The organism is Mucilaginibacter gynuensis, assembly GCF_039541195.1.
GTDB classification, from domain to species: Bacteria; Bacteroidota; Bacteroidia; order Sphingobacteriales; family Sphingobacteriaceae; genus Mucilaginibacter; species Mucilaginibacter gynuensis.
The window spans coordinates 59,056-79,884 of sequence record NZ_BAABFT010000017.1 but is presented as its reverse complement, the minus strand read 5'-3'; the positions used below and the strand labels follow the sequence as shown (position 1 = coordinate 79,884).

Genomic DNA, 20,829 nt, shown 5'->3' with positions numbered 1-20,829 from the left:
ATTTTATGGTTTAAGTTTCTCATTATTCCTGTGCCTGTCGGCATCGCGGATACTTTTCTTCTCCAGGTTTTTCTCCAACGCTTCGGTAAGGTCAATGCCGGTTTGGTTTGCCAGGCAAATCAGCACGAAGAGCACGTCGGCCATTTCATCGGCCAGGTTAACTTCCGTGTCCGATTTTTTGTAGCTCTGCTCACCATACTGCCTTGCCATAATGCGGGCAACCTCACCAACCTCCTCCATTAAAATAGCGGTATTGGTCAACTCGTTAAAGTAACGTATCCCCATTGTTTTTATCCAGTTATCTACAAGATGCTGAGCGGCCTTGATTTCCATAAAGTATTGTGCTGTTTTTTAGTGTGTATCTTTTTCCTTAGTATCCATTATTATGGTGACCGGCCCGTCATTCACCAGGCTTATCTTCATATCGGCCCCGAAAATACCGGTGGCTATCTTTTTGCCCGTGAGCTTACTTAGTTCGCTTATCATATACTCGTATAGCGGAATAGCTTTGTCCGGCCGTGCAGCACGGATAAACGACGGGCGATTGCCTTTTTTAGTTTGGGCAAACAGCGTGAACTGTGATATGAGCAGAATATCGCCGCCAACATCGGCCAGGGCTTTATTCATCAAACCATTCTCGTCGCCAAATACCCGCATGCCGGTTATTTTTTGTGCCAGCCATTGCGCGTCAGCTTCTGTATCGGCATCCTCAACTCCTAATAAAACCAAAAAGCCTTTGGCTATTTCACCCGTAATATTGCCGTCGACCCGGCAAGCGGCTTCTGAAACCCGTTGTAGTACTGCACGCATAATTATGATAGAATAAAAATGCAAGATAGGTAAGTGAGAGGCAAGAATAAAGAAACAAGATTCAGGAATCTTAAGGATGCCCTGTCTCCTGATTCTCAACTGCTGTATCTAATCACGCTCTTGTATCGTTGCCGTTGTAAATGCTGAGGTAGCTTTCGTAGCGTGATAGTTCAATTTCGCCGTTTTCCAGGGCTTCGAGCACCGCGCAGCCGGGCTCGTTGATGTGACGGCAGTTGTTAAAGCGGCAATCGTGCATGCGCGAGCGCATTTCGGGGAAGAAATGACCAAGCTCCTGTTTCTCAATATCGATAACCCCCAGTTCGCGGATGCCGGGCGTGTCGATAATAAATCCGCCTTGCGGCAGCTCAAACATTTCGGCAAAGGTGGTGGTGTGCATGCCCTTATCGCTCCAGTCGGAAATTTGGTTGGTACGCAGTTCCAGGTCGGGCAGCAGGCGGTTGATCAGGCTTGATTTACCTACACCCGAATGCCCAGAAAACAAGGTCACTTTATCTTTAAGCAAAGCCTGCACTTCATCAATATTGGTACCCTCCAATGCCGAAACTTCAAAGCAAGGGTAGCCTATGTTTTCGTAAACGGCTTTGTATTCCTGCAAAATCTCCAGGCCTTCGTCACTAAACAAGTCAAGCTTATTAAAGATAAGCCTTGCCGGAATATCGTAGGCTTCGGCAGTAACCAAAAAGCGGTCGATAAAACCCAGTGAAGTACGCGGCGAAGCCAAAGTAACTACCAGCAAGGCCTGATCAAGATTGGCGGCGATGATTTGCGCCTGTTTTGACAGGTTGATGGATTTGCGGATGATATAGTTTTTGCGCTGTTGCATGTTGGTAATAACGGCGGTATCCTGGTCGGGCTCCATCTCAAAATCAACCACGTCGCCTACTGCTAAGGGGTTGGTGGTGGTGATGCCTTTTATCCTGAATTTTCCTTTTATCCGGCAATCATAGCGTTCCCCGTTGGGCGTTTGCACCTGGTACCAGCTTCCGGTTGATTTTGTTATTAGTCCCTGCATTTTGAAGGGGTAAAGGTATGAAAGATAACAGCCGCTAAAAAATAAATAACAATTACCCTTGCTAATTCAAAAATTAACCGCTTTATTTGCGACGTCTGAAAAACAGACATATAACAACAATGTTTAACTGCACCACCATTATTATTAGCATTATTACCACCGGGATAACCCGCGGAGGAAGATAAGCGTATGGTGTAAAAAATACAAAGAACCAAATGAGCGCCTTCCTCCGAAAAGAGGAAGGCGCTTTTTTTTTAATTTAACCTGAAGATGAAAGTTTTAAAATTTGGCGGTACTTCCGTAGGCTCTGTTAACAGTATAAAAACCTTATTGAGCATTGTAAAAAATGAGGTTGATAAGGGCGAAAAGCCGGTGGTAGTATTATCGGCCATGAGCGGGGTTACCAACCTGCTGATCAATATGGCCGAAGAGGCTGCCAAAGGCAACGAATTTACCGCCCAACTGGCCGAGCTGGAAAAACGCCACTTTGATGCTGTGAAAAGCCTGCTGGATATACAAAACCAAAACCCGGCCTTCACCCGCTTAAAAATTCATTTTAATCAACTGGAAGAGCTGCTGCAAGGTGTGCTTACCCTACGCGAGCTTACCCTAAAAACCCGCGACCTGATACTAAGCTACGGCGAGCGTTGCTCAACCCTTATGATCAGCAAAATTGCCGCGCAGCATTTTGCCAACGCCTTTTTTGTAGATGCAGCTGATGTTATAAAAACCGACAATACCTTTGGCAACGCCAAAGTGAACACCGGCCTTACCGAAATGCTGATACGCGATTTGCAGCAGGCCAATACCGATAAAGTACTTTTTGTTACCGGTTTTATAGCCAGTAACGATGCCGGGCAAATCACCACCCTTGGCCGTGGCGGCAGCGATTACACCGCGGCCATATTCGGCGCAGCGCTTAACGCGCAGGAAATACAGATATGGACAGACGTTAACGGCATGATGACCGCCGACCCGCGGATGGTTAAAAAAGCCTTCCCGCTGGATGAGCTTACCTATACCGAGGCGATGGAGCTTTCATACTTCGGCGCCAAGGTGATCTATCCGCCAACCATGATCCCGGCTTTTCTGAAAAAGATTCCTATCGTTATCAAAAACACCTTTGAGCCTGAGTTTGCGGGCACCGTGATCAAGCACGATTGCAAACCATCAAAATTGGCTATTAAGGGTATCTCATCAATCAACAATATCAGCATACTTAACCTGCAAGGCAGTGGCATGGTGGGCAAATCGGGCTTTAGCGGCCGTTTGTTCTCCTTACTGGCCCGCGAGCAGATCAACGTTATCCTTATCACCCAATCATCGTCAGAGCATAGTATCACCTTCGCGGTAAACCCTGATGATGCCAACAAAGCCAAGCTGTTAATAGAGCAGGAATTTGAACTGGAACTGCTGGCTAATAAATTAGACCAGGTAGTGATAGAGCAAAACCTGGCCATACTGGCTGTGGTAGGCGAAAACATGAAACAAACACCCGGCGTATCCGGCAAGTTGTTCCACGCGCTGGGTCGTAACGGGGTTAACGTAAGGGCAATCGCGCAGGGCTCGTCAGAGTATAATATTTCGGTGATCATCAGCGAGTATGACCTTGCCAAAGCGCTTAACGCGGTGCACGATGCTTTCTTTGTTGATCTGTATAAAACCCTGCACGCGTTTTGCCTGGGTACAGGCAACATAGGCAAAACCTTGTTTAAACAGTTGAATGCCCATGCCGAGTTTTTACGTAAAGAGAACGGCATACAGGTTAAAATTTCCGGTATAAGCAATACCCGCCAAATGGTGTTCAGTGCCGATGGCATATCGCTCGACGATTGGGAAGAAACCCTGCAAAACAACGGCGAGCAAGCCGACCTGCGCGGATTTATCGACAGGATGAAGAGCATGAACCTGCCTAACTGCGTGTTCATTGATAACACGGCCAGTCCTACGCCTATCGCTTTTTACGAAGAGGTTTTTAAATCAACTATATCTGTGGTTACCTGTAATAAAATAGGTAATTCGGGCAGCTTTAATCAATACAAAACCTTCAGGGATACCGCGAGACAACATGGTGTCGACTTCTTTTACGAAACCAATGTTGGTGCAGGCCTGCCAATCATCCGTACCCTTAAGGACCTAATGAACAGCGGCGACCGCGTGCAGCGTATCGAAGCCATCTTGTCGGGCACTATATCATTCATCTTTAATCACTTTAAGGGCGATGCCAATTTTCACGATGTGGTAAAGCTGGCACAGGAGAAAGGCTATACCGAACCCGATCCGCGTGATGATTTACGTGGTACCGACTTTATGCGCAAGATATTGATACTGGCACGTGATGCAGGCCACGCTTTCGAAGCCACTGATGTGAACATAGAAAGCATATTGCCGCAAGCCTGCCTTGATGCTACCACTGTTGAAGATTTTTACGCCGCACTGAAAAGCGAAGATGTCTACTTCACCAACCTGAAAGAGCAAGCTGAAGCCGGTAAAAAAGTATTGCGTTATATAGGTATGCTGGAAAACGGCAAGGCATCTATTAAACTGCAAATGGTTGATGAAAACCATCCGTTCTACATGCTGTCGGGCAGTGATAACATTATATCCTTCACTACTGACAGATACAAGGAGCGTCCGCTGGTGGTTAAAGGTCCGGGCGCAGGTGCCGAAGTTACAGCGGCCGGTGTGTTTGCTGATTTGATTAATGTTGGGGCTAATTAAGTGAGAGGCAAGAGTTAAGATTCAAGAGACAAGAAAAAGGCCTTTAGCGCCCGGGTTCCCCTCTTGAGAGGGGCGGGGGTGTGTTAATGACGATGCAAAGCACGCATGTGTTAAAGCTAAAAGAGATATTATTATGAGCAACGATATACAAGAAATAAAACAAAGCGCTGCCGCTGCCTTTATCGGCAACAGTGTTGCTGTGGGTACAGAGGTGAAGGTTTTTGCACCGGCCACTGTGGCTAATGTGGTGTGCGGGTTTGATGTGCTGGGTTTTGCGGTAAACGAACCCGGCGATGAAGTAGTGATGCGTGTTACCGGAACACCGGGCATTACCATCAGCAAAATTACAGGCGATGACGGTCGCCTGCCTTTAGACCCGGCTAAAAATACGGTAAGCGTAAGCGTACAGCATTACCTCAACAGTATCGGTCGTGCCGACATTGGGTTGGATATCGAACTCCACAAAAAAATGCCTATAGGCAGCGGATTAGGTTCAAGCTCGGCAAGTACCGTGGCTGGTTTATACGCTATCAAAACCTTATTAGGCGATGATCGCGACGTAATCAACCTGCTTCCGTTCGCCATGAAAGGTGAAGAAATGGCTTGCGGGCATGGCCATGCTGATAACGTAGCACCTGCCTTATTGGGCGGCTTTGTGCTGATACGCAGTTACGAGCCTTTAGATGTGGTACGTTTACCGCACCCTGCCGGTTTATACTGCGCCATTGTATTCCCCGATGTAGATGTGCCAACCCGTGAGGCCAGGCAGATCATCCGCACCAAAATATTAATGCGCGACGCGGTTACGCAGTGGGGCAACATCGCCGGGTTGGTAAGCGGCTTGTTCATGCAGGACATCGACCTGATCGGGCGTAGTATGCAGGATGTACTGGTAGAACCGGTACGCTCCATGCTTATCCCCGACTTTTACAAAATGCGCGAAATAGCCATGGAAAACGGCGCGGTAAGCTTCGGCATATCAGGCTCCGGTCCGTCAGTGTTCGCCTTCACCAAAGATGAAGCTACCGCCACACTCATCACGCAGAAATTACAACAGCACCTAACCGGCATCAAAATAGGTTCGAATACTTATGTATCTACTATTAACGATGCAGGACCGAGGGTGCTTTAAGAGGGAAAAGGTGAAAGGCGAAAGCAAAAAGCTTTGGCATTGATAAATAGATTAAAACCCTTGTCATGCTGAGGAACGAAGCATCTGTCGGCTACTTTAAAGCGAAGAAGATTCTTCACTACGTTCAGAATGACAGTCTTTTTAATCTTGTCATTGCGAGGAACGAAGCAATCCCGTCGCCATGCAAGCTATAAAGCAATAACAAACAAACCAAATTCGAAATTGAACATTCGAAATCCGAAATAAAATGAAATTATACAGCACCAATAACACCGCAGCCAGCGTATCATTTAAAGAGGCGGTTTTTAACAGCATGCCGCAGGATAAAGGCTTGTATATGCCGGTAAACATTCCGCAGCTCGATCCGGAATTTATCAGCAACCTGGATAAGTACACCCTGCCCGAGATCGCTTTCCGTGTAGCTAAGAACCTTTTGGGCGATGCAGTGCCGGAAGCCGATCTGAAAGCTTTGATAGAAGACGCTATCAACTTTGATGCGCCTGTAGTGGAGCTGGAAGAAGATGTTTACGTGCTCGAATTGTTCCATGGACCATCGCTGGCGTTTAAGGATTTTGGCGCGAGGTTCATGAGCCGTATCATGAGCTACTTTTTAGAGGCAGGCGAAAAACAGCTCGACGTACTGGTAGCCACATCGGGAGATACCGGGGGTGCTGTAGCGTTGGGCTTTTTAGGTGTGCCCAACACAAGGGTGACTATATTATACCCTAAAGGCAAGGTGAGCGGCATACAGGAGCAGCAACTAACCACCAACGGCCAAAACATTCGCGCGCTGGAAGTGGAAGGCACCTTTGACGATTGCCAGTCCCTGGTGAAACAGGCTTTTACCGATGCAGAACTGAACGCGGAGTTCCGCCTTACATCGGCTAACTCCATCAACATAGCACGGTTGGTTCCGCAAACGTTTTATTACTTTAACGCCTACGCGCAATTATTAAGGCAGGGCAAAAGCAAGGTGGTATTCGCGGTGCCAAGCGGCAATTTTGGTAATATCGGAGCCGGCTTACTGGCCTGGAAAATGGGCTTGCCTATAGAGCAGTTCATTGCTGCTACCAATGCTAACGATACTGTTCCGGCTTTCCTGAAAACGGGTGTGTATGAGCCAAAGCCATCGGTGCAAACCATATCAAACGCCATGGATGTGGGCAACCCAAGCAACTGGGTACGTATTGCCGACTTGTTTAAAGAAGATACCGAAGCCCTTAAAAAACTGATCATAGGTTATAGTTACGATGATGCCGAAACGGTAACAGCTATTGAGCAGGTGTATGATGATTACCAATACGTGGTTTGTCCGCACACGGCTATCGCATGGCAGGCCCTGAAAGACTGGCAGATCCGCAACTCGGAAAATGACGCCGCAGGCGTGTTCCTTTCAACAGCACACCCATGCAAATTCCCGGATGTGATCCCTGCCCGGGTCGCCTCAAAAATTGTAGTACCCGAAGTAGTAAAAGAACTGGAAGGTAAAGCCAAACAAGCCGTTGAACTATCAACCGATTTCGCTGATTTTAAAGCTTATTTGCTGGCGAATAAATAAGAGATATTGCGGTGCAGACTTCTAAAGGTTTGACAACTTTTTAAAAGTTGTCAAACCTTTAGAAGTTAAAAACGTGTCATTGCGAGGAACGAAGCAATCGCGAATAATCAGGGCGAACATCCATAGCTACGGGATTGCTTCGTTCCTCGCAATGACAATGTTTTTTGCTAAACCAAGCATAACCCCATCCCCCAAAACATTTCCCGCGGCATCCTGTTGCTACACATTAATTGTAATGTTTTTGTTGCATGTTGCACTTCGGGGTATTTCTCCGTCTATAGCTATATATACAAACTAATAATACGAATATGAAGAAGATCATTATAATGGCGGCACTGCTTGCCTCAACTATTGGAGCATTTGCACAAACTGCCGATCTGCGCAGAAAAATTGAAGTTACCGGCATCGCCGAAAAAGAGGTTACCCCTGATATTATCAACGTATCCATCTCCCTTAAAGAATATCTTGACGGTAAAAAGAAAACCACCATTAGTCAGTTGGAGCAGCAATTAGAAAAGGCCGTTGCCGAAGCCGGTATAGCCAAGGAGGACTTTACAGTGAACAATGTATCAAGCTGGAACTATACTATTGAAAAGAAAAAGAACCCCGATTTTTTGGCCAGCAAACAGTATGGTATCAAATTCCGCGACCTGAACAAATTTAACCAGGTATTGAGCAAAATCGATCCGAAAGGGATACAATCAACCAATATCGATAGCTACGATTACTCAAAGGTAAACGACCTGAAAAAAGAGCTGAAGGTGCAAGCCTTACTGGCAGCGCGCGATAAAGCCAGCTACCTGGTAGCAGCGCTTGGCGACAAACTGGGCGGCGCTATTAACATTACCGAAACTGATAACAGCAGCTTTCCATCACCACGCATGTATGCTAATATGATGTTTAAAGGCGCCGCTGCAGACAGCGCGGTACCAGAATCTGACATCGATTTTAAGAAAATAAAGCTGAGCTTTCAAATCAACGCTATTTTCGAAATAAAATAAGGCTAACCACATTTTATTAATAGTTGAAAACCAGGCCCCTAAAGGCCTGGTTTTTTTATGCAGTTTAGCCAGTCGTTAACTTTGTGAAAATAATTTATCACATATCTACCAAAAGTTACGTTATAGGATATTTAGGAGAAATTAACTGTATGTTAATATAATGCATTACACTTTATTTAAAACAAGTGCTTGACAATGTGAATATTACCATATATTTTTACGCACCCCTAACAAACTGAGCATGATTCGACAGAGATTCAAGACGGTATTATTAATAGCTCCCGATAACTGCCCGAGGCGACTTGCGGCAGAGTACCAAAACGTTAAACACGTATCCTCACTCGATAGGGTATTCCCCACCATGTTTGAAGTAAAGCCTGATATGATCTTGTTTGATTACGAGCATGTAAAGAACGATCTGGAACGCATTGTGCGCCGCATCAGGATGAATGCATTCTATAAAAAAACCAAAATTTGCTGCTATAAATTAAAGGCTCATACCGGTACCGATGAATTGCTGAAAGCCATTGGCGTAAACAATTTCGTATACCCCGAAGACCTGCTGAACAACCCGGCCGAAGAAAAAGTGAATATTTTCACCGCCATACTGGATGCTTCGCTGATGAGAGTATTGGCTAAGGTGGCTAACTAAGCTTGATTATTACATAGTAATTCTTTGCATCTGTTTTATTAAATTTGTGTATGACAGTTAAATATTTGACAGATCAGCACGGCAAAACAACTGATGTGCAGCTTTCAATTGATGATTATCTTAAATTACTTGAAAAGGCAAACGAACTGCCCGAGTATGTAAAAGAAGGCATTGAAAGGGGCAAACAGCAAGCACGTGATGGCCGTACAAAATCGACTGCCGAAGTTATGCGCAAATACGATAAAAATGCATGATATTTGACATCCGATGGACTGAAGAAGCAGAACTTACTTTCGATAGTATCTATACTTCTATAGAAAACCGTTGGAGCACAGCCACGGCCAATAAATTCAAGGGCAGAGTTTTATCGCTATTAGACAATATTTCGGGTCATCCCTTTTTATTCCCCGAGACCGTGATTCCTAACATCCGTAAAGCAGTTATCACCAAACAATCTTCTTTATTTTATGAAATCCATGATGACCATATTGCTTTAGTTTTCTTTTGGGATAACAGGCAGGATCCCCTGTTCTATTGAAGTAACATTCAATTTTTTGAACATTTCGTAACTCAAATAGAAGAAGCAATTCGGGTATACCAAAAAGATCAAAGCACTCATAACTTTCACTGTTGCGGCTATGTAAACAACAAAGGCAATAAATACGCTGCTAACAATCATAGAATATACCCACAACCCCTTATTATTGGCATGTTTACTAAAGTTAAATTGGCAAAAGTAAACAGCTTCGACACTTAATGAGATCGCGGTGAATACCAGTGTGGCAATTTCTCCGGTACCCAAATCCAGCGGCCCATTCTGATCTAATGCATCTAAAGCCAGCAGTAAACATATGCCCGCGGGTATCAGGTTAATCCAAAATAAGATGGCGGCGGCTTTGGTTGTTGATAAGCCGCGTACATAACCTGATATATTTATCATAGTGTGTTTAACGCTAATCCAATAAACACCCTGTCATTCTGAGTGTAACGAAGAGTCTTCTTCGCTATCTAAGTAGGCTAATAGATGCTTCGTACCTCAGCATGACAGGGTTTAACAGGGTATTTTGAATGGAGTTAAGAATCTTCTTCGCTATTTAATTCGGCTATATAGATGCTTCGTACCTCAGCATGACAGCGTGAAAAGCCCGGCGGCGTCTTAATCAATCCACTCAAACTTAGTGTATGGCACTAATGCTTCCGGTATTTTAATGCCATTCTCGGTTTGGTTATTTTCCAACAGGGTGGCTACAATTCGCGGCAGGGCCAGGGCGCTGCCGTTAAGGGTGTGGGCCAGCTGGGTTTTGCCTTCGGCATTACGGAAACGCAGCTTAAGGCGGGTACTTTGAAAGGTTTCGAAGTTTGATACTGATGATACCTCCAGCCAACGTTGTTGTGCCGCGCTCCAGGTTTCCATATCGTGGGTAAGCGCTGCCGCGAAGCCCATATCGCCGCCGCATAAACGCAATACACGGTATGGCAGGCCAAGCTTTTGCAGCAGGCTTTGCACGTGCGCGCTCATATCTTCGTGCGCTTTATATGATTCTTCCGGGTTTACAATTTGAACGATCTCAATTTTATCAAACTGGTGTAAACGGTTTAGTCCGCGTACGTGCGCGCCATAAGATCCCGCTTCCCTGCGGAAACATGGTGTGTAGCCGCAATTCTTCACCGGTAGTTCATCAGCCTTTAAAATAACATCACGATATAAGTTAGTTACCGGTACTTCGGCAGTTGGTATCAGGTATAAGTTATCTATTCCAACATGGTACATCTGTCCTTCCTTATCGGGCAATTGCCCGGTACCAAATCCTGACGCCTCGTTAACCAATAACGGAACCATTACCTCGCTATAACCCGCTTTTTCGGCTTCATCTAAAAAGAAGTTAATGAGCGCGCGTTGCAATTTGGCGCCTTTGCCCTTATATACAGGGAAACCTGCTCCGGTTATTTTAACACCAAGCTCAAAATCTATCAGTCCGTACTTGGCGGCCAACTCCCAATGCGGCAAGGCACCGGCAGGTAGTTCGGGGATAGTGCCGTTCTCTAAAACCACTTCATTTTCTTCGGGCGTTAAGCCTTTGGGTACTGATGAATGCGGCAGGTTGGGCAACAGTACCAGCTTTTGGTAAAGCTCATCCTCTACAGCAGCTAATTGCTCAGTATATGTTTTAATATCTTCTTTCCATTTGCCGGTATTGGCTTTCAGGCCCTCGGCTTCTTCTTTTTTACCGCTGCGCATCAGTTCGCCAATTTTTTTGGCGGCGGCGTTAGCTTCGGCAGCTACCGAATCCGACAGGTTTTGGGTTTGTCTGCGTTTTTCATCTAATTGAATAATTTCATCAACCAGCTCGGGTTGTTTAAAATTTTTTACAGCCAAACGTTCTAATACCTGTTCCCTGTTCTCGCGGATATAACTAACTTGCAGCATTATTTTATTTTTAAAAGGCAAAGATATAATCAGTTGGCGGTTTGCAGTGTGAAGTTTGCAGTTTTTTATTAACCTGCAAGGCAATGCTTACTGCGAACGTTTAACTGCAAACTAAAAAATGGCCGGTAAACTTTATTTAGTACCCACCCCAATTGGCAACCTGGAGGACATGACCTACAGGGCTATCCGCATTTTAAAGGAAGCCGACCTGATACTTGCCGAAGATACCCGCACATCGGCACCCATGCTGAAGCATTTCGATATTCATCAAAAGGTATTTTCGCACCATCAGCATAACGAACACCAGTCATCGGGCGAGATCATCCGTTTTTTAAAGGAAGGCAAAAACATCGCCCTTATCTCTGACGCGGGCACGCCTGCCATATCCGACCCAGGTTTTTACCTCGTACGCGAAGCTTTAAAGCATGAGCTGGCGGTTGAATGCCTGCCCGGCGCTACGGCCTTTGTACCGGCATTGGTAAACTCGGGTTTCCCTACTGATAAATTTTGTTTTGAAGGATTTTTACCGCTGAAAAAAGGCAGGCAAACACGTTATAAAATATTAGCCGAAGAAGAGCGAACTTTGATACTGTATGAGTCGCCGCACCGTTTATTAAAAACGTTGGAAGAGATGGCCACCTATTTTGGTGCCGACAGGCCGGTATCGGTATCGCGCGAGCTCACCAAAATGTTTGAAGAAACCGTGCGTGGTACCGTAGCCGAAGTAAAAACATATTTTGAAACACACCCGGTGAAAGGGGAGTTTGTAATTTGCGTACAGGGCAAAGAGGATGCGAAGGCCTTGAAAGCAAGGCTGCGGGAAGAGCAGGAGTAAATGTTGTTTAGAAAAGCTGGGCAATGTGCGATTCCCTCCCCTGGGAGGGTGTAGGGAGGGGTTTCGTGGCTGTTTTATATGAAACTGCATAGCCCCCCCCCTGCCACCACGGTTCCCAACGCGCCCCTCCCCAAGGAGGGATTGGAATCTTTTAATACCTGCGGTGATGACATCATGGGTTTAAAAGTAGATTGTCAATGACAACATGGTTAGTAGTAAATACTACGATTTAACAGACTAATGAAAAAAAACATACTTCTATCCGTATTTTCGGGGTTGCTGCTTTGGATAGCCTGGCCGCCAACTTCGTATACTACCTTTTTACTTTTTGTGGGTTTTGTGCCCATGCTGATGGCGATGGAGAACATCATTGCCTCATCAATCAGGCATACAGGTAAAAAGATCTTCTGGACTACCTTTATCGGCTTTTTCATCTGGAATACGCTATGTATTTACTGGGTGTATAACTCGCTTAAGGAGGCGGGCAGTATTGTGGCTATCCCTATCAGTTTGATACCTTACTCGCTGGGGCCGCTGCTCATGTCGTCGGCTTGCTGGCTGTATTACAGGTTGAGGCTCATCACCAACCGGGGTTACTCTTTGATAGGCTTAATGATATTTTGGATAGGTTACGAATACCTGCACCAAAACTGGGATCTTAACTTCCCCTGGATGACGCTGGGTAACGGATTCGCGGTATCGCATAAATGGGTACAGTGGTACGAGTATACCGGGGTATATGGCGGGACAATCTGGGTGCTGGCGCTTAATATCCTGTTATTTCTTTTATATGTTGGGTTGAAGGAGAACGCCGCCAAAAAGCGCAGATTAAGGTTAATCATAACGGCTGTGATTACGCTGGTATTGCCGCTCGGGTTTTCGCTGGTTACCTATTATGGTTATCGTGAAATACCTAATCCATCTAATATTGTGGTGGCCCAGCCTAATATTGATCCATACCAAAAAAGTGGGGGCATCCCTGTGCCGGTGCAACTGGCTGCGCTTACTCACCTGTCCGACTCATTGGCCCAGCCTAATACCGAATTTTTTATATGGCCCGAAACCGCTATCCCCGATTATAAGAATGAGGAGGATATCCGCGGTGATATGGCTTTTATGGAGGTAAAGAACTTTTTGAGCAAGTATAAAAACGGCAACGTACTTACAGGGGCCGAAACCTACAAGGTATACAACAGTCGCCTTACTCCTACATCTAACCCTTATGATGACAAAGGCCGTCAGTTTTACGACAGGTTTAACGCGGCAGTAAATATCGAAAACTCACCCGAAGTACAATTTTACCATAAATCGCGCCTGGTACCGGGTGCCGAAGAGTTGCCTTTTGGCGAAGCTTTATCTTTTTTGAAACCGGTTTTTGAACATTTAGGTGGCGCTACCGGCAGCTATGGCAGCCAGGAGAAACCCGGTGTTTTTTATTCGCAAAGTGGTATCGGGGTTGATCCGGTGATCTGTTATGAATCTATTTGGGGCGATTGGGTGGCTAAATCAGTTAAGACCGGCGCGCAATTCATCGCCATAATTACTAATGATGGCTGGTGGGAAAATACATCGGGCAAAGATCAGCATTTAGATTATGCCAAGCTGCGTGCTATAGAAACCCGTCGGTGGGTATGCCGCTCGGCCAATACCGGGATATCGGCATTTATCAATCAGCGCGGCGATGTGGTTAAGCATACCGAATGGTGGGTGAGAACGGCCATTAAGCAAGATATCAACCTTAACTCGGATATTACTTTTTACGTGCAATACGGCGATTACATCCCGAAAACGGCAAGTTTGTTAGCCTTGGCCGGTATCCTGTGGATCGTATTCAGATTGAAATTCGGAAAAAAGAAACTAACTGTCGCGGCTTAAAATAAAGGCCAGCAGATCGGTAATAGGCTGGCGCAATATTTTGCCCGGCCTCATCCCATTTTCGTTTAGCATAAAGCTAAGCTCATCGGCAAATACATAGGCTATAGATCCCACAAAATTACATTTGTATTTATGGTGCTGCGGGTAGGGCTTTACGTTGGTATCAATAAACTCCTGAAAGCCTTTTCGCAACAGTTGCTGCGCGTAAGGGGTTTCCCTGATGTTGTATAAAAATTTAGTGAACGATGCCAGGTAAGAGTTAGCCTTGGGTGCCTGGTACACATTCTTGATCACCTTTTCGCGGTTAATATGGTAGGCCTCGTTAAACTGCTTGCTGATGGTATCGGGCATTTTGCCGTATAAAAAATCGGTGATTAGCGCTTTGCCAAACCACGTGCCCGAACCCTCATCGCCCAATACATAACCTAAACCGTGCTCCCCCTCGTGGATATCTTCGCCATCAAAAAAAGAAATGTTTGAGCCGGTACCCAACACGCAGCAAAGGCCTTTCTCATGCCCGCAGGTTGCGTAGGCCGAACCCAGCAGGTCGCTATCTACACTAACAAATGCTGTAGGGAAAAGCTGGCTCAACGCGTTTGATACGATCTCGTGCCTGTCCGGACTTGAACAGCCCGCGCCAAAAAAATAGATCTCGGTAACTTCGGTATTAAAGGCGATCATATCGGCGGCCTGGGCCTGCAATATTTTAACGATCTCTTTTTCCGATAAAAAGTAAGGGTTTAATCCGTCGGTTCTAAAAGCTTTCGGTTCCTGTTGTGGTAATGTCAACAGCCAATCCGTTTTTGAAGAACCGCTATCAGCAACTAATATCATGCACTAAGTTCCTCGAGCACCTGAAAGGTGAGCGGCTTATGAATAAATTGGGTAATATACTTGTTATTTGAACTCCGGCGCAGATCGTTAGGGTCAAGCGATGATGACAGCATGAAGATCTTGATGTCGTTTTTATCAATTTCCAGCTTATCATACTCCTGCAAAAACTCAAAGCCACTCATCAGCGGCATACGGATATCCAGGAAGATCACATCGGGTTTTATCTCCGTACTGCGCAGAGCTTCAATGGCTTCGCCGGCAGATTGAAATACAACTATCTTCTCGGCAAAATGGGCCGTTTCCAAAATTCTGCTCGTGACAAAATTATCAATGTAATTGTCATCAATCAGCAGGCAAAATTTATAGGGCACCATATAAGTTCAAAATTAGCTTTTTAAACAATAACTTTTCAATATTTATTGAATATTTATACTGTTAGTTATCTGTTTTAAAGTAACTTCCGCCATTTTCGATTGGTACTGCGCTGCCGAGAACCGCGATTGAGCATCAAGGTAATTCCTTTGCGCTTCGCGTATTTCAAGCGGCGTAATGTTCCCCAACCGGTATTTCTCTAAAGAAAGATCAAGATTATGCTTGGCAAGAGTTACGTTGGTTTGCCCTAACTTAATCAAGTCAAGCCCAGACGAATAACTTATATAAAAGTTACTAACGATAGCTTCAATGTTTTGTTGTGTTTGCTTGTAGCTCAACTCGGCATTATTTATTTGCAGCTTAGCATTGCGCTCGCGCCGCCACTGGTTAAAGCCATCAAATATGTTGATAGATGCCGTTAGGCCATAATTAAAGCCTTTTGAATTTTGCACCCGCGCAAAACCCGACGGGTTTTTGCTATCGCTGATGGTATAGCCCGATGTTACCGAAATTTGTGGGTAACGCGTCGCTTTCACCTGCCTCAAATTGATTTCGGCCAGGCGTTTGTTTATTTGCGATGCCAGTACCGATGGGTTTTTGCTTTGCGCGTCGTTAATAATATCGCCAAGCTTGAGGCTTTCGTCCACTATAATGGTATCGGCTACTACAAAATCTGTTTGCAGGTCGCGCACCAGTAACTGGTTCAGCTGAATTTTGGTGGTTTTGAACTGCTGTATTTGGTTGATGAGGTTAGCGGTATCGATATTGGCATTCACCAGCGCGGTATTTACTTCCAGTTTTGATGCCCGGCCTACGCTGTATTTATCGTTAGCGTATTTGGCCTGCGTACGCGATATGGCAAGCACGCCGTTGAGCGCCTTTATCTGGTCGTTTTGGCTGATGAGGCTATAATAGGTATTGATCACGTTGGCCACGGTGCTTTGTATGGTATCCTGCAAACCTATTTGCCCCAGTTTCTCCAGTTCTTTAAGCTGATCGTAATTGGCAAACATGGCAAAACCGTCAAATATAGTCCAGTTGAGGTTGGCACCGTAAGTAATACCGGTGTTTTTGGCATTGGTAATATTGTTGGTAGTCCCATCGGCACGGGTTTGGTTGGTAGTTTGTATACTATTGCTTGATGTAATATCGGCACTTACCACCGGCAAAATACCCGCGTTGCCCAGCGTAACATTGTTTTTTGAGATGGTTGAACGGTTTTGCGATAGCTGGATATTGTAGTTGTTCTTTAAAGCTATCTCAATAGCCTCGCGCAGGGTAAGCCGCTGCGGGTTTTGCGCATGCGCCGTTATGGTAAAAACGCCAAGGCTTAATATCAGGAAAAGTGTCTTTTTCATGTTCATCGTACTACAGCTTTTCAATCAATTTTTGTGTTTTTACAGGTTCGTTATCTTCAGGCAATTCAGCATCGGGGTCGCGGCGTGTTTTTGAGGCGAACACGAGGTACATGGTAGGGATCACATACAGGGTAAGTACCAGCGAGAAGATCATCCCGCCCATAATTACAATACCTAACGATACCCGGCTTTTGGCACCTGCACCCAGCGCGAACGCTATTGGCACCGCGCCCAGCACCACGGCCAAACTGGTCATTAAAATAGGGCGAAGACGTGCTGTAGCCGCCTCAACCACTGCCTCATATTTCGACAGGCCATGCTCCATACGCTGATTGGCAAACTCTACGATAAGGATACCATTTTTGGTAACCAAACCAACCAAGGTGATAATACCTATCTGCCCAAAAATATTGAGGGTTTGGTTAAATAACCATAACGACAGGAATGCCCCGGCAATAGCCAGCGGCACGGTAAGCATTACAATGAATGGATCAACAAAGCTTTCGAACTGCGCGGCCAGTACCAGATAGATCAGCACCAGCGCGAACGCGAACGCGAATACCAGGTTAGAAGCACTCTCTGCCGCGTCGCGGGATGAACCGCTTAGGGCTGTGCTGAATGTAGGATCGAGCAGTTGTTTGGCAATGCGGTTCATTTCGGCAATACCATCGCCTACGGTATTCCCGGGCGCAAGTCCGGCTTGTATGGTGGCAGATTTGTAGCGGTTAAAGTGATATATAGATGGCGGCGTAGCGCCTTCATCCACCTTTACCACGTTATCCAGTTGTACCAGGTTGCCACGTGTACCACGCACATAAACCGATTTAAGGTCGAGCGGCTGATCGCGGTTGGCACGATCAACCTGGGCTATTACCTGGTATTGCTTGCCATTCATCAAAAAGTAATCTAAACGACCCGCGCTGTAGTAAAGCTGCAAAGTTTGGGCTATGTCGGCAACCGATACGCCCAGGTCGCGGGCACGGTCGCGATCGGTAATTACCCGTATTTCGGGCTTGGTGAATTTAAGGTTCACATCCGTTCCCTGGAAAACCGGACTTTTATTTACCTCGGCGAAAAAGTCGGGCAATACCTTACGGATCTTTTCAAAATCCTGATTTTGTATAACGAACTGTACCGGCAAAGAGGTACGCGCGCCGCTACCGCCACCGCTAATGGTTTGTTCCTGCACTACAATGGCACGGGCATCGGGCATGCGGCTTAGTTTTTTGTTGAGCCAGTCGGCAATTTCCTGCTGGCTGCGAACACGCTTATCGGGCGCTACCAAACCAATACGGCCAAAACCGTTATTGGTTGAACCGCCGCCACCACCGCCGCCCGATACTACTTCGATGTTTACGTTAGCTTCGGGAATGGAATCGTCAACCAGGGTGGCCACCTTATCCATATACTTGGTCATGTACTCGTAAGTAGCACCTTCAGATCCGGTTACGCTGTAACGCAGTAAGCTTTTATCATCCAACGGAGCCAACTCTGATGGCAATACGTTTACCAGTACACCTATAATGATCAGCGATGCGCCCAAAATCACGAATGACACCCACTTGCGCTTCATGAATTTGATGAGCGTATCGGTATAAGAATTGGTCATGTTTACGAAGAACGGTTCGGTATCTTCATAAAACTTCGATTTCTTTTGATTTTTGCGGATCAGCTTTACGTTAAGCATTGGCGTTAACGACAACGACACGAATGCCGAGATCAACACCGCCCCCGAAACCACCACCGCGAACTCGCGAAACAAACGGCCGGTGAAGCCCTGTAAAAACATGATGGGTAAAAACACAGCTGCCAGCGTTACCGAGGTAGATACCACCGCGAAGAAGATCTCGGCCGAGCCTTCAAAGGCTGCCTTGCGGATGTCCATGCCTTCTTCTACCTTTTTATAGATATTTTCGGTTACTACTATACCGTCATCCACCACCAAACCGGTGGCCAGTACTATGCCCAGCAGGGTAAGGATGTTGATGGAATAGCCGAAAATATACATCAAAAAGAAAGCGCCGATAAGCGATACAGGAATATCTATCAGTGGACGGAAAGCGATCAACCAATCGCGGAAGAAGAGGTAAATGATAATTACCACAAGTACAAATGAGATAAGCAGGGTTTCTTCAACCTCGGTAATAGATTGGTTGATGAATTTGGTGTTATCCAACGCCACTTTTACCTGTATATCTTTTGGCAGATCTTTCTTGATCTGATCTAACCGGATGTAAAAATCTTTGGCTATTTGCACGTAGTTGGCACCCGGTTGCGGCACTATGGCCAAACCCACTTCGGGCACGCCCGATTCTTTTAATGATGTTTCCTCATTGGCCGAGCCCAATACGGCATAACCAATATCGCGCAGGCGGATCACCCTGTTGCTATCCGCACGGATGATCATGTCGTTAAAATCCTTTTCGGTACTGAGCTTGCCCAGTGCACGGATGGTTACTTCGGTGCTGTTACCCTGTATCTTCCCGGCGGGCAGCTCTACGTTTTCCTGCGCTAAGGCCGCGCTGATATCGCTGGCCGCCAAATTTAATGCCGAAAGCTTATTTGGGTCAATCCACAGGCGCATGGCGTATTGCCGCTGCCCTTGTATATTGATCTGACTTACACCCGGGATAGTTTGCAGGCCTTCCTGCAACACGTTCTCAGCAAAATCATTGATCTGCGTAATGTTACGGGTGGTACTGCTTACCGTAAGGGTAATAATGTTATCGGCGTTGGCATCGGCCTTGGTTACTACCGGCGGGGCGTTAATATCCTGCGGCAACTGGCGCTGGGCTTGTGATACCTTATCGCGCACGTCGTTAGCGGCAGTTTCCAAATCGGCATCCAAATTAAACTCAACCGTAATGTTACTGCTCCCCACCGAACTGGTTGACGATATATTACGGATGCCCGGTACACCGTTGATCGCTTTTTCGAGCGGTTCGGTAATTTGCGATTCAATTACATCAGAGTTGGCGCCCGAGTAAGAGGTACTAACGGTGATAATAGGCGGATCTACCGAAGGAAAATCGCGGATACCAAGGTATTTGTAGCCTATAATGCCAAATACTACTATGGTTACCGATAGCACCGTGGCCAGTACCGGCCGTTTTATACTGACTGAGGATAAGCTCATTATTTGATAACTTTTAAAATGTTTACCTGAGCTTTTGGTCTTAACTGTATAATGCCCGATACGATTACGCTGTCACCCTGTTGCAAGCCATCCAAAATCTCAATTTGGGTATCGGTACGGATGCCTGTTTTAACCGGCCGCTCGGTAGCCAGGCCATTTTTGGCGATGTATACTTTGCTGCTTTTTAAATCAGGAATAACGCTTTGCGTTGGTACCATAATGGTTTTCGGGATCTGATCTAAAGAAAAATTGATCTTGGCGAAACTACCCGCGGTTAATAAACCTTCGGCGTTTGGCGCTTTTGCCCTTACGTTGATGGTACGCGAGTTTTGATCTATTGACGGATCTACCGCGTAAATGGTAGCGTTAAATTTCTTTTGCGAGCTCTCTACCGTAAAGCCAATTTTACCGCCCGGTTTTACCAGCGACAGGTATTTCTCCGGCACCGAGAAAGTAACCTTGGCCGGATCGATATTCACCAGCAGCGCGATAGGGGTTGATGGCGATAAATACCCTCCCGGACTAACATTACGCAAACCGATAACGCCCGAAAACGGCGCACGGATCTCGGTGCGGGCCATTTGTGCCTTTACAGCTTCGCTTTGTGCCTTTAACGAGTTTAACGAGGCCAGCGAGGTATCATACTCCTGCTTGCTTACCGCTTCTTTTTCCAGCAATACACGGTTACGGTATTCGTTCTCTTTGGCCAGGGCTACCTGGTAATCGTTTTGTGCTAAAGATGCTTTAAGATCCTGGTTGTAAATTTTAACCAGCAACTGGCCTTTCTTTACCCGGCTGCCCTCATCAAAATAAATATTGGTGATACTGCCCGATGCCTGGCTTACCAGGTTCACCTGCTCGTTAGCGCTGATGGTACCGGTTATATCAATGGCGTTGTTTACAGTAGTATCGCGCACAATCAATACGCTTACAGGTACCGGGCCGCCGCGTTTGCCGCCTTTACCCTTATCGCCGGGAGCTATCCGGTCGTCTTTGCCGCTAAAAAATTTGTTATACACCAAAAACCCAACAAGCAGGGCCAGTACAATGTATATGATATACCTGGTTCTCATAAATAATTATA

The 20,829-nt window shown here is 46.1% G+C and carries 19 protein-coding genes; 9 read left to right on the top strand and 10 right to left on the bottom strand.

Features of this window, described 5'->3' with window-relative positions:
• Positions 1–3 precede the first annotated feature (3 nt).
• From ABD894_RS23345 to rsgA, 3 genes are all read right to left on the bottom strand, one after another.
• Positions 4–333 carry a nucleotide pyrophosphohydrolase gene (locus ABD894_RS23345; protein WP_345213502.1) on the bottom strand — a complete coding sequence of 110 codons (330 nt, stop codon included), beginning with the start codon at positions 331–333 and terminating at the stop codon, positions 4–6.
• Positions 334–351: 18 nt separating this feature from the next.
• Positions 352–810, bottom strand: a complete 459-nt coding sequence (dtd, locus tag ABD894_RS23340; protein WP_345213501.1) for a D-aminoacyl-tRNA deacylase — start codon at positions 808–810, stop codon at positions 352–354.
• A 112-nt stretch (positions 811–922) separates the two neighbouring features.
• Entirely contained in the window at positions 923–1,843 is a 921-nt protein-coding gene (gene rsgA, locus ABD894_RS23335; protein ID WP_345213500.1) for a ribosome small subunit-dependent GTPase A, read from the bottom strand.
• Positions 1,844–2,113: 270 nt separating this feature from the next.
• On the opposite strand from rsgA, the gene thrA reads away from it, so the two are divergent.
• The 7 genes from thrA to ABD894_RS28225 all read left to right on the top strand — a co-directional run bounded on the left by thrA (position 2,114) and on the right by ABD894_RS28225 (position 9,445).
• Positions 2,114–4,564 (top strand): bifunctional aspartate kinase/homoserine dehydrogenase I, encoded by a 2,451-nt coding sequence (gene thrA, locus ABD894_RS23330; RefSeq protein WP_345213499.1) that lies wholly within the window; start codon positions 2,114–2,116, stop codon positions 4,562–4,564.
• Between the two features lie 199 nt (positions 4,565–4,763).
• The gene (locus tag ABD894_RS23325) at positions 4,764–5,696 is read left to right on the top strand and encodes a homoserine kinase (RefSeq protein ID WP_345213539.1); all 933 of its coding nucleotides are present in this window, start codon (positions 4,764–4,766) and stop codon (positions 5,694–5,696) included.
• 247 nt (positions 5,697–5,943) lie between these two features.
• Positions 5,944–7,254: a threonine synthase gene (gene thrC / locus ABD894_RS23320; protein ID WP_345213498.1), complete on the top strand. Its 1,311-nt coding sequence runs from the start codon at positions 5,944–5,946 to the stop codon at positions 7,252–7,254.
• Between the two features lie 308 nt (positions 7,255–7,562).
• Positions 7,563–8,255: an SIMPL domain-containing protein gene (locus tag ABD894_RS23315; RefSeq protein ID WP_345213497.1), complete on the top strand. Its 693-nt coding sequence runs from the start codon at positions 7,563–7,565 to the stop codon at positions 8,253–8,255.
• Between the two features lie 241 nt (positions 8,256–8,496).
• The gene (locus ABD894_RS23310; protein ID WP_345213496.1) at positions 8,497–8,907 is read left to right on the top strand and encodes a hypothetical protein; all 411 of its coding nucleotides are present in this window, start codon (positions 8,497–8,499) and stop codon (positions 8,905–8,907) included.
• Between the two features lie 50 nt (positions 8,908–8,957).
• Positions 8,958–9,161, top strand: coding sequence for a hypothetical protein (locus tag ABD894_RS23305; RefSeq protein ID WP_345213495.1), 204 nt, complete (start codon positions 8,958–8,960; stop codon positions 9,159–9,161).
• On the top strand, positions 9,158–9,445 hold the full coding sequence (locus ABD894_RS28225; RefSeq protein WP_425563006.1) for a type II toxin-antitoxin system RelE/ParE family toxin: 288 nt from the start codon (positions 9,158–9,160) through the stop codon (positions 9,443–9,445). The genes ABD894_RS23305 and ABD894_RS28225 overlap by 4 nt, the downstream gene beginning before the upstream one ends.
• Here the strand turns inward: ABD894_RS28225 and ABD894_RS23300 are convergent.
• Both ABD894_RS23300 and serS read right to left on the bottom strand, forming a co-directional pair.
• Positions 9,401–9,847: a hypothetical protein gene (locus ABD894_RS23300; protein ID WP_345213494.1), complete on the bottom strand. Its 447-nt coding sequence runs from the start codon at positions 9,845–9,847 to the stop codon at positions 9,401–9,403. The two genes, ABD894_RS28225 and ABD894_RS23300, sit on opposite strands and share 45 nt — an antisense overlap.
• 216 nt (positions 9,848–10,063) lie before the next feature.
• Positions 10,064–11,335 carry a serine--tRNA ligase gene (gene serS / locus ABD894_RS23295; RefSeq protein ID WP_345213493.1) on the bottom strand — a complete coding sequence of 424 codons (1,272 nt, stop codon included), beginning with the start codon at positions 11,333–11,335 and terminating at the stop codon, positions 10,064–10,066.
• A gap of 118 nt (positions 11,336–11,453) precedes the next feature.
• Here serS and rsmI point away from each other — a divergent pair, with 118 nt between their 5' ends.
• Together rsmI and lnt are read left to right on the top strand one after the other, a co-directional pair.
• The gene (gene rsmI / locus ABD894_RS23290; RefSeq protein ID WP_345213492.1) at positions 11,454–12,170 is read left to right on the top strand and encodes a 16S rRNA (cytidine(1402)-2'-O)-methyltransferase; all 717 of its coding nucleotides are present in this window, start codon (positions 11,454–11,456) and stop codon (positions 12,168–12,170) included.
• A 240-nt stretch (positions 12,171–12,410) separates the two neighbouring features.
• Positions 12,411–14,045 (top strand): apolipoprotein N-acyltransferase, encoded by a 1,635-nt coding sequence (gene lnt, locus ABD894_RS23285; RefSeq protein WP_345213491.1) that lies wholly within the window; start codon positions 12,411–12,413, stop codon positions 14,043–14,045.
• Here the strand turns inward: lnt and ABD894_RS23280 are convergent.
• From ABD894_RS23280 to ABD894_RS23260, 5 genes are read right to left on the bottom strand one after another with little or no spacing between them, the layout of a single operon-like run.
• Entirely contained in the window at positions 14,028–14,879 is an 852-nt protein-coding gene (locus tag ABD894_RS23280; protein ID WP_345213490.1) for an N-acetylglucosamine kinase, read from the bottom strand. The two genes, lnt and ABD894_RS23280, sit on opposite strands and share 18 nt — an antisense overlap.
• Positions 14,876–15,253 (bottom strand): response regulator, encoded by a 378-nt coding sequence (locus ABD894_RS23275; RefSeq protein WP_345213489.1) that lies wholly within the window; start codon positions 15,251–15,253, stop codon positions 14,876–14,878. The genes ABD894_RS23280 and ABD894_RS23275 overlap by 4 nt, the downstream gene beginning before the upstream one ends.
• Before the next feature lie 42 nt (positions 15,254–15,295).
• On the bottom strand, positions 15,296–16,609 hold the full coding sequence (locus tag ABD894_RS23270; RefSeq protein WP_345213488.1) for a TolC family protein: 1,314 nt from the start codon (positions 16,607–16,609) through the stop codon (positions 15,296–15,298).
• 10 nt (positions 16,610–16,619) lie between these two features.
• Positions 16,620–19,745: an efflux RND transporter permease subunit gene (locus tag ABD894_RS23265; protein WP_345213487.1), complete on the bottom strand. Its 3,126-nt coding sequence runs from the start codon at positions 19,743–19,745 to the stop codon at positions 16,620–16,622.
• On the bottom strand, positions 19,745–20,818 hold the full coding sequence (locus ABD894_RS23260) for an efflux RND transporter periplasmic adaptor subunit (protein ID WP_345213486.1): 1,074 nt from the start codon (positions 20,816–20,818) through the stop codon (positions 19,745–19,747). Before ABD894_RS23260 ends, ABD894_RS23265 begins: the two co-directional genes overlap by 1 nt.
• Between the last annotated feature and the right edge of the window lie 11 nt (positions 20,819–20,829).